Raw genomic sequence first — 14,884 nt, 5'->3', positions numbered from 1 at the left:
TTGGGGTGCGGCCCGCCTCCTGGGGCGAGGCCGGCCGGCGAATGCGTGTCGGGTGCGGGGCCTCAGGGGTTCTTCACATAGGCCTTGGCGCGCAGGTAGAACCACCAGTTCAGCACCAGGCACACGGCGTAGAAGACAGAGAAGCCGTAGAAGGCGTACTGCGGCGTGCCGGCCTTGATCTGCTGGCCGATCAGCACGGGGGCGATGAAGGCGCCGTAGGCGGCAACGGCCGAGGTCCAGCCCAGCACGGGCCCGGCCTGCTGGCGGTCGAAGATGAAGCCCACGCTGCGGAAGGTCGAGCCATTGCCCACGCCGCTGGCGGCGAAGAGCAGCACGAAGAGGCCCATGAACATGGGGAAGTACTGCTCGGGGGCCGAGGAGCCGTAGGCCTGCATCATCACGTAGCCCACCGCGGCCGAGGCCACGACCATGATGGCCGAGATGACCTGGGTGACGATGGAGCCGCCGACCTTGTCCGAAATCCAGCCGCCGATGGGGCGCACAGCGGCACCGACAAAGGGGCCGATCCAGGCGTAGGTCAGTGCGGACGGGGCGTTGGGATTCTTCAGCGTGTGCTGCATGACGCCGGCGGCATCCGGCGCGTGGATGAAGCCGAAGATCACCGTGATGGCCAGCGGCAGGGCCATGGAGAAGCCGATGAAGCTACCGAAGGTCACGACGTACAGCGCCGTCATGCTCCAGGTGTGCTTGTTCCTGAAGATCTCGAACTGCTTGGCCACGTTCTCCTTCATGGTGCCGAAGGCGGCCAGCTTCATCACCAGCAGCGCGGCGATGATGTCCAGCGGGATGGCGACCCACATGTTCAAGAGGCCCAGGCCCGTCGGTGCCGGCAGGTACAGGTACAGCATGCCGATCGAGGGAATGAAGGCCAGCGAGTACAGGTAGACGATCTTCAGGAAGGCGCTGATGGGCGAGCCGCTGTTGGGCGTCACCGTCTTCAGGTTGTTCATGCCGAACCAGCACAGCACGGCCAGGGGCACCAGGGACAGCACCCAGGCGAAGCCCGCGTTCTGGATGTAGGTGGGCGTGCCCGCCTTGATCTTGCCGAAGATCCAGCCGCTGTCCTTGATCAGGGCCTTGGCCTCGCCGCCGAAGGCACCGAAGAGGCCGACCGTCATCACCAGGGGGATCACGATCTGCATGGTCGTGACACCGAAGTTGCCCAGGCCCGCATTCAGGCCCAGGGCCGTGCCCTGCAGGCGCTTGGGGAAGAAGGTGCTGATGTTGGACATCGAGGAGGCGAAGTTGCCGCCGCCCACGCCGGACCACAGGGCCATCAGCTGGAAGACCCACAGCGGCCACTCGGGGTGCTGCAGCGCGATGCCCGTGCCGATGGCCGGTGCCAGCAGCATGGCCGTGGTCAGGAAGATGGTGTTGCGGCCGCCGGCCATGCGGATCAGGAAGGAGGCCGGGATGCGCATGGTGGCGCCGGAGATGCCGGCGATGGCCGTCAGCGTGAAGAGCTCGGCCTGGCTGAAGGGGAAGCCCAGGTTGAGCATCTGCACGGTGATGATGCCCCACATGCCCCAGACCGCGAAGCCGCACAACAGCGCGGGAATCGAGATCCAGAGATTGCGGTAGGCGATCTTGCTGCCGGTCTGGGCCCAGAACTGCTCGTCCTCGGGGCGCCAGTCCTGGATGTCGCCGCTGCCGCCGCCCGGGGCAGCAGGCACGGCGGGATGGGTGGTGGTGTTCATGAATACTCCTGCGGACTCGGTCTCGCGCCTCAGCGCGCGAAGGACCGGGAGATGGGGGAGACCGGGGCGTTCTTGCCCATCAGCTCGGTCTTGCGGACTTCCGTCCAGTACATCCAGATCAGCGAGACCCAGACCACGCCGTACATCAGCATGAAGCAGCTCGAGCGCACGCCGGTGAAGTCCATCAGGGCGCCGAACATGATGGGCAGGATGAAGCCGCCCAGGCCGCCGGCCAGGCCGACGATGCCGCTGATGGTGCCGATGTTGGCGCCGTAGTCATCGCTGATGTACTTGAAGACGCTGGCCTTGCCGAAGGCCCAGGCCACACCCAGGATGGCCATCAGGCCGGTGAAGCCGTAGACGTTGAGGCCGATGTGGAAGGTGCGCGCACCGTTGACGGTCTGCACGGTGAAGTCGGTCTGCGGGTAGGAGAGCAGGAACAGGCAGATCCAGCTCACCCACATCACCCACCAGGTGACGCTGTGCGCGCCGTACTTGTCGCTGAGCCAGCCGCCGATGGCGCGCAGCACGCCGCCGGGCAGGGAGAAGCAGGCGGCCAGCAGCGCGGCCACGCGGATGTCCAGGCCATACTCGCCGACGTAGTACTGCACCATCCACAGACTCAGGGCCACATAGCCGCCAAAGACGATGGAGTAGTACTGGCAGTACTTCAGCACCTTGGGATCCTTCAGCGCCTGCAGCTGGGAGACGAAGCTGGCATTGCTGGCCACCGTGTGCGATTCATCGTGATAGCTGAAGAACCAGAACAGGATGGCCGTGCCCAGCAGCACGGCGGCGTACACATGCGGGACCATGGTCCAGCCGAAGGCCACGACCAGGCCCGGCGCCACGAACTTGTTGACCGCAGCACCCGAGTTGCCGGCGCCGAACACGCCCATGGCAAAGCCCTGGCGCTGCTTGGGGAACCAGCGGGCCACATAGGGCGTGCCCACCGAGAAGGAGCCGCCCGCCATGCCCACGAAGAGGCCGATCAGCAGGAAGTGCCAGTAGGCCGTGGCATAGGCCATCAGCCAGATGGGGATCACGCAGGACAGCATCAGACAGAAGAAGACGATGCGGCCGCCGAACTTGTCGGTCCAGATGCCCAGGGGCACGCGGATCAGCGAGCCGGTGAGCACGGGCGTGGCGGTCAGCAGGCCGAACTCGGTGGCGTTCAGGCCCAGCTGCTTCTTGATGGGAATGCCGATGACGCCGAACATCATCCAGACCATGAAGCAGACCGTGAACGCCAGCGTGCTGACGATCAGGACCGAGAGGGCGCGGCCGCTGCCATTGGGCCTGGGCGCGGTGGTTTCAGACATGGACGGACTCCTTTTTCTCCATGTCGCTACTGTGGCCAAAGGCCTGTTCCGCGAACATCCTTCGGTGGAGCCAAGCCCTGGGCTGCACAAGAACTAGCGCCCCTCCCGCCCCCATAGTTCCAAAGGACTAGCCCCTTGGGAGAATGGCCAGACCTTGCGTCTGATCAAGGCGCCATGACGAAAGACAGGCCGCCAGACCTGTCAAAGACCGTCACAAAGCGCATACGCAAGCGCCACTGACGCCAGGCGACGCGCCGAACAGAATTCTTTCCATGCCGCGAATGTTTCGCAGCAAGCAAAGGAGAGAACGCCATGAACACCAAGCACATCGCCCGCATCATCAAGACCGCCGCCGGTGGCAGCCTGATCGCTCTGGCCAGCCTCAGCGCCCATGCAGCCGACAAGGAGCAAGGCTTCTACATGGGCGCCGACATCGGCCGCGCCAAGCAAAACCTCAGCGCCGGCAGCCAGAGCTCCGACCGCAACAGCAGCAGCCTGAACCTGTACGGCGGCTACCAGATCGACAAGCACTTCGCAGTGGAACTGGGCTATGCCGACCTGGGCAAGGCCAAGATCGGTGACAGCAGCGCCAAGACCAAGGCCCTGAACGCCGACCTGCTGGTCGGCACGGCCCTGACCCCGGAACTGTCGGTTTACACCCGCCTGGGTGCCGCCCGCTACGATCGCGACTTCAGCGCTGGCAGCTCCGACCACACCGTGGGCTTCAAGCTGGGCGCCGGCATGGAGTACAAGCTGAGCGAGCAGCTCTCCGTGCGCACCGAACTGACCCGCTACAACAACCTGCCGACCGCGACCGGCCAGGGCTTCGGCCGCACGGCCAACAACATCTCGGCCGGCGTGAAGTACCGCTTCTGAGCCGCTGAGCTCAAGTGACTCGGGGTCCGTCATCGGAATGCGGCGGACCCGAGCCCTGCCACTGGGTTGACAACGGTTGGCCGCGGCCCTCACGGGCGGCGGCTTTTTTCCGTGCGACCGTGCTCCATCATCCCGGTACGCATCGCGATGCCTGCCATGCCAGGACCGGCCGCCCCCCTGCGCCGGGCCAGTGTCCCGCTCGCCCGCCCCCACGCCCAAACCATCTGCAAGTGCGAGCCGCAGCCTGGCTTGCACAAGACGTGCTGATGCCCATGGATCTTGGCCGCTGCCACGACGATGCCTCTGGCAGGCGATGTGCTGTATTCAGGCGCAATCGCTGCCGGCACACGCGTGCCTGGCGCCATCGCTGCCGACAGCGCAACAGGTCCCACGCATGATCAGGATCAGGCAGGCGATCACACCTACGCACAGCGAGCGCCTTGCGCCCAACTTCGGGTGCCCCGCCCCAAGCTCGGCGCGCCGATCCTGAGCCGCGCCAGCCTGCGTCTATTCCTGCCCGGCATCCGCATGCAGGGTGGAGGACGCCTGCCGTCGGGCCGGCGTCGGAGCGCCTCGCATGGTCCTGTGCCGCCGCGACCCGATCCAGCTCAAGGCCAGCATCGCGTCCACAGCCAGCCATGAGGAAGCTGGCGCAGGCACCGGCGTGGGCGCGAGCTCCGCCACGAAGGACAGAGAACGGGCGCTGTCAAGCTCGAACAAGCCGGCCGTCGTCATGAAGGCCGCCAGATAGTCCAGGTCCACGGCCGAGGGTCCGAAGGCGCTGACTCCATCGAAATCTGCAAGCCCGGCGCCCAGCACACCAAAGATGTCGCCCACGAGGTCATCCAGGAAGCCCACGCCCGACACAGTGTTGTTGACGTAGAACTCGATCGCGTTCAGGCCGTGGGCAGCACCGTGCCCGCTGACTGTCACCTCCATGGACAGCAGCGGGTTCACCGACGCCCCGCCACCGATGGAAACGAGGGAGTCGGTGTCTCCCAAGCCTGTGAAGACAAAGGCCGCGTCACTGAAGGATTGGCTTCCGATGTGGCCGGAGCCAAACCCGGAGATCTTGTAAGTGATAGGTGCGGCCGATGCAGGCAGCGAGCACAAGATAGACGCGCCGAGCGCGAGCACACGGAACAAGGGGGGAAGTTTCACGGCATAGCCCTCTCGAAAATGGAGTGAATGGACCGGGAATTGACCGGGAATTGACCGCGAGCGTCAATCGTTGCCGCCGCCGCTTCGCCGACGTGCCACCTTGTCGAGCACGCAAGCCCTGCACCAGACGTCGGCATCGCCGAAGCCAGGTGGCAGCGAATGCCTGAGGGACTCCGAACGGAGGATCGCCGCAGCGCGCTGGGGGTTGGGGGCAGGCACGGTCATGCGCTTCCAGCGCCTCCCGCCTGGAGCCCCGACCAGGACCAGATCCTCCAGGGTCTGCGTGCGCGCCCCCGGAGCGGCACGCCCTCCTTCCGCCGCGGCGCCCTGTTGCCCGGCTGGCAGCAGGCGCTGCACATGAAGGTCCTGGCCCGACCAGAACAGCGCGGGCGGGGCGTCCGCCTCTGACTTCGAGGCGGGCAGGTCGATCCAGTGTGCGGTGTTCGCGGGCGCATTGCCGAGCACCAATCGATGGTGGCCCGACGCATCGCGCGCCGTCAAGGCGAAGCGGGATCCGTCCGCTGACCAGCGCACCGGGCCGATGGCGCCGAGATCAGCAGAAAGGCTGCTGAGCACAGGCCGGCCATCGAGGCGCAAGACGGGAGCGCGCGCGGCGGCTGCCGCGAAGTGCGGCGCCCCGTCGACGAGGAGCACGTGCCTGCCATCCGGCGAGAAGGACGCCCCCTGGGCATCGTCCACATACTCGGCGACGACGGCCCGACGGCTCAGGTCGAACACCAGGCTCTCCGTGCTCGAAGGATTGATCGTCCCACTGACGACCACGCGGTCGGCGTCAAGCCACTCAAGTGACTCGACGAAGCGCAGGCCGCTTTGCACCTCGCCTGCGGCGAGCGGCTTGATCGGCAGACGCGACAGCTGCTGTCCATGTTGATCCAGCACCACCAGCCAGGCCAGGGCCAGCGCCGGATCAGCGTCATCGACAAAGGCGATTCTGGTGCCATCGCGCGACCAGACCGGCAAGCGCGCCTTGGAAGAGGCCTGTCCAAAGCAGCGCATGGCAGCACCGTCAACGCTTGCACAAACCGAACCGTCGTGGACAGCGGCGATGCGCACGCCGGACATCGCCTGGGCCGCCACCGACCCGTTGGAAAGACTGGCGCTGATGACAGCGGCAATGAAGGCAGATGGGCGATTCATCTCAGTGCACTCCCTGGGCATGTCGTACCTTGCGGTGTCTGGCAGGCACCGACGCCGTGCGGGTTGGTATATCCCGCGCAGGCAGCCCGGCCGGCCCCATTGAAAAGATCCAGGCGATAGCCGCGGATGGCGCCCCCGGTGTCGTTGGCCAGCAGGCCATTGCCCACCCCATCGACATCAACGAGCACGCCGCGGCCCGGAATGATGGCACGGTCCCTGGCGACACTGCCACCCGCGATGACCGCGGTGCCGTCTGCGCCCGTCACGGCAGGAACCGGGGTCATCAGGCCTGTGGCCGGGCTGTAGTTGATGAAGCCCCCGGCGTTCAGCTGACCGGTGCCCTGCAGCCTGACGTTGGCGATGAAGGACGCGCAGTAGCTGCCGGTCAAGCCGTTCGGGTCAGTGAGGGCGCCGGTGTAGGACACCCCGCCGATGCGCGTGGCCGAGCAAGCAGCGGGCGGGGCCCCGTAGTCCGCTTCGAGCGCCACCATGTAGCAGGACATGCCGAAGGTCGCGAGGGTGTTCAGGTCATTCGTCGCATCCACGCCGTCGACCGTGTACTTGGCAACCAGGCGCTCCAGCCCGCCAGGCGAAGGCCCGCCACCGCCGCCCGGCGCGGTCAGTGTGAGCTGGTCCGGATTGCTCCGATTGGTGAAGCCGTCAGCCTGGGCAAGCGTGGCAACGTTGGCGCCCGACAGCAGCACGGTCGAGAAGTCGAAGACGCCGCCGGCAGGTGCCCCCGTTGCCGTGATGCTGGTGAGCGAAGCTCGGGTCAGGGCGATGGTCGGGCCCGTCCGGGTCCAGGTGTCGGTCCCGGTGTTTCCATCGTCATTGGTATAGGTACCCGTTGCCGACTTGCAGTCTGCGCTGAAGGTGAGGCGCTCGACAAACCCCTGGCAGTCGCTACCTCCGCTGTAGCGGGCGTCCACATTGAAGCCGCTCGTGCCGACCAGCGTGATCGTCAGGCTGTGGCTTGCGCCGCAGTAGGGCAGGCGCATCGTGCCCGTCAGGGCGGCGGCAACGCTGACATTGCCGCCATAGCTATCCACCCAGGAGCCAGGCACGGTGCAGGCCGCCAAGGTCTGTGCTGACGCCGTGCAGAGCCCCAGGGCCGCCAGGGAGCTGACGATGCGGATGGTGCTTGCGGGCGCCGCTCGCGCCCTCGTTGACGACTGGGTGGCCAGGTGCGCGCACGGGCGCCCCTGACGGTAGGACTTCGGGCAGGACATCGGCTACCTCCTTGTTTGGAAGCTCGGAGATCCAGCGCATCGAAAGACCATTCGGCCAGCAAGACCTGGCACACCTGGGCTTCGCATTGGACGCTCACCTTGCAGGTTAGCCACATTGGCCGTGCCAATCAATCATCCATATTCACGACCTACTCAGCTCAGCAGGGTGCCCCCTATCCGCGGAAGCCATCGGGCTGGCGACCCGGCAGGCATCCAATGTGACAGAGGATTGGCGAAGCACAGCGCTGACGCCCCCTCCCATCCTCAGCAGGGGAGCACACGGACCTGCAGGCTCGGACACAAGGGCGCCATGAGGGGCCACGGGGGCTTGTCAGGCGGCATGTTCAGCCAGGCGAGGCGAGGCTTGGCCACATGGCAGCGGGCCGGCAAGATCCACGCGTCAGGCCCTGACGCGCCCAGCAAAGGCGGACCCTAGGGCTGCTGCCCGATGCCCCGTTCGCTCGCCCACACCGCCACTTGCACGCGCGAGTTCAGGCCCAGCTTGCGCAGGATGTGCTGCACATGGATCTTGACCGTGGTCTCGGCGATGCCCAGGCGGCGGGCGATCTCCTTGTTGCTGGCGCCCTGCACGATCTCGCGCAGGATCTCGCCCTCGCGCGGCGAGAGCCCTGCTTCGACGTCGGGCGCCACCACCACCCCGGCCAATGCGGCCACCTGGGGCACAGGCGCAGGCAGCGCGCTGGCGCGCAGGGCGCTGACCAGCTTGGACATCATCTCCGGGCTCACCACCGACTCACCCTCATGCGCACGGCGCAAGGCATTCGCCAGGTCCTCGCCGTCCATGGTCTTGAGCAGGTAGCCCGCCGCACCACCCCGCAGGGCGGCTGTGAGGTCCTGCTCGTCCTCGCTCACGGTCAGCATCAGCACCTGGGCCTGCGGCGCTGCCTCGCGCAGATCCGGCAGCAGGTCCACGCCGCGCACGCCGGGCATGTGGTTGTCCAGCAGGATCAGGTCGGGCTGCAGCTCCGCGGCGCGGCGCAGGGCCTCGACGCCATCCGCCGCCTCGCCCACGATCTCCAGGCCCTCTTCCTGCGCCAGCAGGGCGATGAGCCCCCGACGAAACAGCTTGTGGTCATCGACCACCATCACACGGATCACGCACGTCCTCCAGCCAGCCGCGCCTCGGCGGCCGCCCAATCATTGTGCATGCGGGCGTCCAGGGTGCCAGCCGTGTCCTCACTGCCCTCCTGGGCCTCGGACTTTTTCAGCTCCAGCACCACCACAGTGCCGCCCCCCTCACGCGGGCGCAAGCTCAGGCTGGCGCCGATGCGCTGCGCACGCTCGCGCATGATGCGCAGGCCCACATGGGTCTCGTCAAAGCGGCCGTGCTCGGTATCGAAGCCGCAGCCGTCATCGCTGACCTCGAAGCGCCAGTCGGGCTCCTGGATCGCGCGCACTTCCACATGCTGGGCGCCCGCGTGCTTGCGCACATTTGACAGAGCTTCCTGCACCACATGAAGCACCTGGATCTGCTCATCCGGCGGCAGCGGCACCCCATTGCCATGCAGGATGAGTTGCGCCTGAATGCCACTCTGCAGCTCAAACTTGGACAGCGTGGTGCGCAAGGCATGCTCGATGTCCTCGTGGCCAGGCCGGGTGCGGAAATGCAGCAGCAGCTCGCGCACATCGGCATAGCTTTCGCGCACGCCGGCATCGATCTCACCCAGCGCAGCCTCCACATCGGCCTGACGCTGCTTGAGCAGGCCGCTGCGCAGCAGCTGGACCTGGATCTTGAGGAAGGCCAGGGACTGGGCGATGGAATCATGCAGCTCCTGCGCCAGCAGGTTGCGCTCCTCGCTGATGGCCATCTCACGGTCCCGCGCCGCCAGGCGCAGGTTGTCCAGCAGAGTCCCAAAATGGCCCACCAGCGCGTCCAGCAGCTGGGACTCGCTTTCGCTGGGTCGCTTTTCCCCATAGAAGAAGAGTTCGACCTCGCCCAGGGTGCGCTGACCGCTGCGCATGGGCAAGGCGATCACCGTCTGATAGCCGGCTTGCTCGCAGAAACCCAGAGCCTGCCTGCCCAACTGGCGGATGGGGATGACGCGCGCGCCGGTCTGCGTCTGCAGGTGCTCGCCGCAAGCGCAATCGCCCAGGTGCACGCAGCGCTCCGCCTCGCTCATGCGCTGCGGCAGGCGGGTCTGGCCCAGCAGCAGCAGGCGATCGCCGTCTTCATTGGCCAGGCGCACGGCGGCGGCATCCGCGCCGGCAACCCGTGCGATCTTGACCGCGAAGTCATTGGCCAACTGGGCACGGTCGTCACTGCCGTGGCTGGCCATCAGGGCCACGTCGTACAGCGCGGCCAGGCGCTCGTTCTGCCGAGCCAGGCTGGCGGTCTTTTCCGCCACCTTGGCCTCCAGGCCCTGGTAGGAGCGCTGCAGGGCATCGGCCATGGTGTTGAAGCCCTGGGCCAGGGAGGCGAACTCCTCCACCGAGTTGCGCTCATCGATGCGCGGCGAGAAGTCCCGGGCAGCCATGGTGGCCAGGCCGTCCCGCAGGCGCTGCAGGGGCCGCACAATCCACACCAGGGTGCCCGAGACGAAGACCACCGAGGCCCCCACCACCAGCACCACCAGGCCGAAGCACATGCCGCCCAGCATGGCCGTGCGCGTGGAGATGGTGCGCTCGATGGCAGAGACAAAGCTGTCCACCGTGCCAACGAACTGCTCAGACTGGAGATGCAACAGCGCGCCACCGCCGGGCTTGAGCAACTGGGCGCGCAGGGGCAGCCAGGCCGCGGCCACCTCGCCGAAGCGGTCGATGCAGGCCTTGTTGTCGGGAATGAAGAGGGGACGGCTGGGATCGCCCTGGCGCAGGTTGGCAATCATGTCGTCGAAGGTCTCGACGCCGCGCTTGACTTCGGTCAGCTCGCCGCGCTCATGCGCCAGCGCGAGCCGGTAGGTCATCATGCGCATGCGCCCGGCCTCGTTGATGGCGCCAGCCCCCCCCTCCAACTGCCAGGACACCCACAGCGTGAAGGCGATGGCCGCCAGGGCCACCATGAGGAAGGTGGTCTGGATAAGGGCGAGCTTGCCCGCCAGGCTACGAAGCAAGGTGCGCATCCCGCGCACGATAGGAGCCCAGTCTTCCGGCCAGCTTGACCAATGTCAAACGAAGGCCAGGAGCGGGCCTGAGAAGGGTCCGCCCTGCCCCTTGTCCGCGCTTACTGGGATGCCGCCGAGGCGGGCGCGCTGGCTGCCACGGGTGCGGAGGCTGCCGCAGGGGCCGATGCGGCCAGGGCGGAGGCCGCCGGCTCGGCGTGGCCAGCGCCGACGTCGTGCTTCTCGCCGCTCATGTCGATGTCACCACCGCTCTTCATCAGGATGAACAGGGCCAGCGCAGCAAAGAGCACGAAGCCGACGACGAGTTTCCACATGGTTGATCCACCCAGTTTGTAAACGATGGGGGGATTCTGGCGACCTTCCCTGACAGCTGGCTGAGCGGCATGCCCGCCACAGACTGCATCGGTTCAGCCCAGCTGCAGGTCCAGTGACGGCACCCCATCCTGCTCGAAGCGCAAGGTGTGCGCCAGGCTGGCGAAGTCCAGCGCCAGCTGGGCCGAAGCACCGGGGGCCTGCCAGCGCAGACGCAGGCCGGTGGCGCCCTGAGCCTGCACCTCGAAGGTCCCGTTGAAGGCAGGATGGCCGTTGCGCAGGCGGATGAGCTGCAGCAACTGCTGCACCACCGGCTGCTGGCACTGGGCCGCGATCTCCTCGGGCGTGTAGCGGTGGCGGTTGATGTCACGGCCAACGCCGCTGCGCTCCAGCAGCGCCATGTCGTTGAGGCCGGCCAGCAAGCCCACGTAGTAGACCTGGGGCACGCCGGGCAGGAAGAACTGCAGGGCGCGGGCCAGCAGATAGCGGCGTTCGTCGCGGCCCATGGCGTCGAAGAAACTGCAGTTGACCTGGTAGAGGTCCAGGTTGGAGGCCGCCGCGCCGGTGGCCTGGCGGCTCTGGCCACCGCTGGCCTCGTGGATGCGCTCCACCAGGGCGTCCAGCTCCTCGGGCGGCACCAGACCCGGCGAGCCCTGGCGGTCCGTAGCATCGGCACCGATGTCGATGATGCCGATGCCATCATGCGTGTCCAGCACCGTCAGCGCATTCGTCGGCCGCATGCCTATCCAGCGCAGCAGCGGCCCGGCCGTGCCGAAGGCGAAGGCATGCAGCACCAGGGGCGGCAGCGCGAAGTCATAGACCCAGTCCACCTGCCGCGCGATCTCGATCTGGCGCTGGTAGTAGGCATGGATCTCCACCAGCACCTCCAGGCCCAGGGCTCGCGCACGGGCGCTGAACTCGGCGATGAAGGCGAAGGTCTCCGGCATCATGAAGCAGGACTCGCCCGCCTTCTTGATCGCATAGCCCGCCGCGTCCAGGCGGGTCATGCGCACGCCGCTGTCGGCCAGGCGCTGCAGGATGCCGTCCAGGTAGGCCTGACCCTGCGGATGCTGTACATCGATGTCCAGCTGCTGGGGCGTGAAGGTGGTCCAGAGAATGCGCTTCTCGCCAGTGCGCAGCGTGGCCGTGGTCAGCGGCAGGCCCGGGCGCGGCCGGTAGACCTTCAGCAGCTGCTGCTCCGTCACCCCATTCGGGAAGACGGCATCCAGCGTGAGGAAAAGTCCCGCATACGGCGAGTTCTCGCCCTGGGCAGAGTAGTCCTGGAACTGCGGCGAATCGGCGGAGATGTGGTTGACGATGACGTCGGCCATCACGTCCAGCTCGCGGGACAGGGCACGCACGTCCTCCCAGTCACCCAGGCGCGGGTCCACGCGGGTGTGGTCGATGGGGTCGAAGCCGGCGTCCGCCCCGTCTATGGGGAAGAAGAAGGGCAGCAGGTGCACGCCGCCGAACAGCCCTGCCAGCGGGCCCTGGCCCTGGCTGGCCAGCATCTGGCGCAGCTGCGGCAGGCCGCCTCCGCCCAGGCGATCGACGTAGGTGATGAGTTGGACTTGGTTCTTCATGGGTACTGCATTCCCTGCGGCAGGGCCGCATGAGACAGGAAAGGATTCATTGCAGGCCGGATGGCCTGCATAGGGTCAGGTCTTGATAGCCGACGGCGCCTGAGGCCGCGAGGTCCGCACGCGCAGCACGGCCAGCGCAGCGCCCAGCAGCAGCACGCCGGCCAGGCGGATCACGTTCTCGGGCCGCCCCTGCAGCCAGGGGCCGTAGATCAGGGGCAGGGTCAGCATCTGGATCAGCATGGGGATCACGATGAACATATTGAAGATGCCCATGTAGACCCCGGCCCGCTCCGGCGGGATGCTGCCCGCCAGCAGCACATAAGGGTTGCCCATGATGCTGGCCCAGGCCAGGCCCAGGCCCAGCATGGGGATGAAGAGCAGGGCCTTGCTGTGCAGCTCAGGCAGGGCCAGCAGCCCCAGCCCGGCCAGGCTCAGGCACACGGCATGCACCCGCTGGGCACCGAAGCGCCGCGTGAAGGGCAGCATGGCGAAGGCCGAGAGGAAGGCAACGAAGTTGTAGAAGCCGCCGATCTGCCCGTTGACCAGGCCCGCGTCGCGGAAGCCCTGGGCGCTGGCGTCACTGGTGCCGAACAGGGTCTGGGCCAGGGCCGGCACGATGTAGATCCAATAGCACATCATGGCGTACCACTGCAGCAGCTTCATCCACCAGAGCTGGCGCATGGTCTCGGGCATGTCCTTCAGCGCGGTCCAGATCTCGGCCAGCGTGGCCACCAGCCCGCGGGGCCGAGCGCGCAGCGCAGCTTGCTCGGCCTCGCTCAGGGGTAGCTCGGGCACGCGGCGCACGGACCACCACACCGTCGTGAAGGACAGGGCCGCGCCGATCAGGAAGGCCAGCACGGTGACCTGAGGGATGCCGCTGGCATTGAGCGCATTGGCGTCCATGCCGCACCAGACCATGATCGAGGGCGAGAGATAGGCGAGGGTCTGCGCCAGCCCCGTGAAGGCGCTCTGGCTGAGGAAGCCCTGCGCGTGCTGGCTTTCGTCCAGCCGGTCGCTGACATAGGCGCGGTAGGGCTCCATGGTGACGTTGTTGGCGGCGTCCAGGATCCACAGCAGGCCCGCGGCGAACCACAGCGTGGGGCTCATGGGCATCAGCAGCAGGCCCAGGCTGCACAGCAGTGCCCCAATCAGGAAATAGGGCGTGCGGCGGCCCCAGCGGCTGACCGTGCGGTCGCTCATCGCGCCGATCAGGGGCTGCACCAGCAGGCCGGTCAGCGGGCCGGCCAGCCACAGCAGCGGCAGGCTGGCCTCGTCGGCCCCCAGGTACTTGTAGATAGGGCTCATATTGCTCTGCTGCAGCCCGAAGCTGAACTGGATGCCGAAGAATCCGATGTTCATGTTCAGGATCTGCCACAGATTCAGGCGCGGCTTGCCGCTGGCCGTGGGTCCGGGGATGTGGGCTGCATTCATGCGACAAGGAGTCCGGCGTGGCCCAGGGCTTGGCGCCAGGGCTGGAAGAATGAATCGGCCTGCGGCAGGGGTCCGCGCTGGCCGCAGATCGCGGCCGCATAGCCATTGGCCAGTTCCATCGCCCGGGCCAGGGGCACCGACCGCAGATGGGCCGCCAGCACCATGGCGCTGAAGGCATCGCCCGCGCCGACGGTGTCGATCAGGGTCAGGTCTTGCCTCCCCGGCCCCTCGGCAAGGACCTCGCCGTCAGCGTCGAAGCAGGCATAGCCGGCAGCGCCGCGGGTCAGGACCAGGCGCTGCACGCCGAAGCGGCGCAGCAGGGTCGCCACCGGCCGCTGCAGCTGCGCAGCGGGCTGCAGTGGATCCAGGGGGCCAGCACCGAACCAGCGCTGCAGTTGCAGCAGCTCGGCATCGTTGAGTTTGAGCCAGTCGGCCTGCGCCAGGCTGTCCGCCACGAGGCTCTCCATGACCTCGGCCTGCATGCAGCCTTCCCGCAGATTGAGATCCAGGTAGCGCAGGCAGCCCCCGGCCTGGGCCGAGCGCAGCAGGCTCTGGATGGCCGTCCGCGAAGGCAGGATGCGCTGCGCCAGGCTGCCAAAGTACAGCACGGCCGGCGCCTCGCTCTCCATCAGCGCCTGCGCGGGCGCTTCGTCCAGGTGGTCCCAGGCCGCATCGGGATGGATGACAAAGGCATGGGCGCCGCCCTCCTCCACCACGGATACCCGCCCCGTGGCGTGACGGGCGTCGAACTGCAGGCCCTGCTCGTCCAGACCAAAGCGGCGCATGCTGGCCAGCACCAGCCGGGCGCCGGCATCGGCCCCGCTGGCACCGGCGCCCTGCCCCTGGCGCTGCTGGAGCCCGAGCCGGGACACCAGCAGGGCCGGCAGCCCCAGCGCGGCCAGCGAGCGTGCCACATTGAGCGGCGCGCCGCCGGCCACCGGCTGCTCGGTGAACTCGTCGACGAGCGCCTCGCCGACCAGCATCACCCCGGGCTGAAGCGATCTGTCCACGCCG

General features: G+C 67.3%; 12 protein-coding genes. 1 reads left to right on the top strand and 11 read right to left on the bottom strand.

Going from position 1 to position 14,884, the window contains the following annotated elements:
* Positions 1-62: 62 nt before the first annotated feature.
* Positions 63-1,718 carry an MFS transporter gene (locus tag ACS5PK_RS02045; protein ID WP_439438605.1) on the bottom strand — a complete coding sequence of 552 codons (1,656 nt, stop codon included), beginning with the start codon at positions 1,716-1,718 and terminating at the stop codon, positions 63-65.
* A 29-nt stretch (positions 1,719-1,747) separates the two neighbouring features.
* A complete protein-coding gene (locus ACS5PK_RS02040; RefSeq protein ID WP_439438604.1) occupies positions 1,748-3,040 on the bottom strand; it encodes an MFS transporter in 1,293 nt (430 codons plus the stop codon).
* 312 nt (positions 3,041-3,352) lie between these two features.
* On the opposite strand from ACS5PK_RS02040, the gene ACS5PK_RS02035 reads away from it, so the two are divergent.
* Positions 3,353-3,916 carry an outer membrane beta-barrel protein gene (locus ACS5PK_RS02035; RefSeq protein ID WP_439438603.1) on the top strand — a complete coding sequence of 188 codons (564 nt, stop codon included), beginning with the start codon at positions 3,353-3,355 and terminating at the stop codon, positions 3,914-3,916.
* A 507-nt stretch (positions 3,917-4,423) separates the two neighbouring features.
* On the opposite strand, the gene ACS5PK_RS02030 is transcribed toward ACS5PK_RS02035, so the two are convergent.
* The 9 genes from ACS5PK_RS02030 to ACS5PK_RS01990 form a co-directional block, all read right to left on the bottom strand.
* On the bottom strand, positions 4,424-4,918 hold the full coding sequence (locus ACS5PK_RS02030) for a hypothetical protein (protein WP_439438602.1): 495 nt from the start codon (positions 4,916-4,918) through the stop codon (positions 4,424-4,426).
* Positions 4,919-5,140: 222 nt separating this feature from the next.
* The gene (locus tag ACS5PK_RS02025) at positions 5,141-6,235 is read right to left on the bottom strand and encodes a hypothetical protein (protein WP_439438601.1); all 1,095 of its coding nucleotides are present in this window, start codon (positions 6,233-6,235) and stop codon (positions 5,141-5,143) included.
* Positions 6,232-7,464 carry a 3D domain-containing protein gene (locus tag ACS5PK_RS02020; protein WP_439438600.1) on the bottom strand — a complete coding sequence of 411 codons (1,233 nt, stop codon included), beginning with the start codon at positions 7,462-7,464 and terminating at the stop codon, positions 6,232-6,234. The genes ACS5PK_RS02025 and ACS5PK_RS02020 overlap by 4 nt, the downstream gene beginning before the upstream one ends.
* Before the next feature lie 432 nt (positions 7,465-7,896).
* Positions 7,897-8,571, bottom strand: coding sequence for a response regulator (locus ACS5PK_RS02015; protein WP_439438695.1), 675 nt, complete (start codon positions 8,569-8,571; stop codon positions 7,897-7,899).
* Between the two features lie 8 nt (positions 8,572-8,579).
* On the bottom strand, positions 8,580-10,535 hold the full coding sequence (locus ACS5PK_RS02010; RefSeq protein ID WP_439438599.1) for a type IV pili methyl-accepting chemotaxis transducer N-terminal domain-containing protein: 1,956 nt from the start codon (positions 10,533-10,535) through the stop codon (positions 8,580-8,582).
* Between the two features lie 110 nt (positions 10,536-10,645).
* Positions 10,646-10,858, bottom strand: a complete 213-nt coding sequence (locus ACS5PK_RS02005) for a hypothetical protein (RefSeq protein ID WP_439438598.1) — start codon at positions 10,856-10,858, stop codon at positions 10,646-10,648.
* Between the two features lie 93 nt (positions 10,859-10,951).
* A complete protein-coding gene (gtfA, locus tag ACS5PK_RS02000; RefSeq protein WP_439438597.1) occupies positions 10,952-12,439 on the bottom strand; it encodes a sucrose phosphorylase in 1,488 nt (495 codons plus the stop codon).
* Positions 12,440-12,514: 75 nt separating this feature from the next.
* Positions 12,515-13,870, bottom strand: a complete 1,356-nt coding sequence (locus ACS5PK_RS01995) for an MFS transporter (protein WP_439438596.1) — start codon at positions 13,868-13,870, stop codon at positions 12,515-12,517.
* On the bottom strand, positions 13,867-14,880 hold the full coding sequence (locus tag ACS5PK_RS01990; protein WP_439438595.1) for a PfkB family carbohydrate kinase: 1,014 nt from the start codon (positions 14,878-14,880) through the stop codon (positions 13,867-13,869). Before ACS5PK_RS01990 ends, ACS5PK_RS01995 begins: the two co-directional genes overlap by 4 nt.
* Between the last annotated feature and the right edge of the window lie 4 nt (positions 14,881-14,884).

It is taken from the genome of Roseateles sp. DB2 (genome assembly GCF_051857535.1).
Lineage (GTDB): Bacteria > Pseudomonadota > Gammaproteobacteria > Burkholderiales > Burkholderiaceae_C > Roseateles_B.
The sequence above is the reverse complement of the archived record's forward strand: the minus strand, read 5'-3'. Positions and strand labels throughout refer to the sequence as shown.

Excerpts from the sequence above, each read along its gene's own strand:
- ACS5PK_RS02045 (WP_439438605.1), bottom strand. The coding sequence starts at position 1,718 with ATGAACACCACCACCCATCCCGCCGTGCCTGCTGCCCCGGGCGGCGGC.
- ACS5PK_RS02040 (WP_439438604.1), bottom strand. The coding sequence starts at position 3,040 with ATGTCTGAAACCACCGCGCCCAGGCCCAATGGCAGCGGCCGCGCCCTC.
- ACS5PK_RS02035 (WP_439438603.1), top strand. The coding sequence starts at position 3,353 with ATGAACACCAAGCACATCGCCCGCATCATCAAGACCGCCGCCGGTGGC.
- ACS5PK_RS02025 (WP_439438601.1), bottom strand. The coding sequence starts at position 6,235 with ATGAATCGCCCATCTGCCTTCATTGCCGCTGTCATCAGCGCCAGTCTT.
- ACS5PK_RS02020 (WP_439438600.1), bottom strand. The coding sequence starts at position 7,464 with ATGTCCTGCCCGAAGTCCTACCGTCAGGGGCGCCCGTGCGCGCACCTG.
- ACS5PK_RS02015 (WP_439438695.1), bottom strand. The coding sequence starts at position 8,571 with ATGGTGGTCGATGACCACAAGCTGTTTCGTCGGGGGCTCATCGCCCTG.
- ACS5PK_RS02005 (WP_439438598.1), bottom strand. The coding sequence starts at position 10,858 with ATGTGGAAACTCGTCGTCGGCTTCGTGCTCTTTGCTGCGCTGGCCCTG.
- gtfA (WP_439438597.1), bottom strand. The coding sequence starts at position 12,439 with ATGAAGAACCAAGTCCAACTCATCACCTACGTCGATCGCCTGGGCGGA.
- ACS5PK_RS01995 (WP_439438596.1), bottom strand. The coding sequence starts at position 13,870 with ATGAATGCAGCCCACATCCCCGGACCCACGGCCAGCGGCAAGCCGCGC.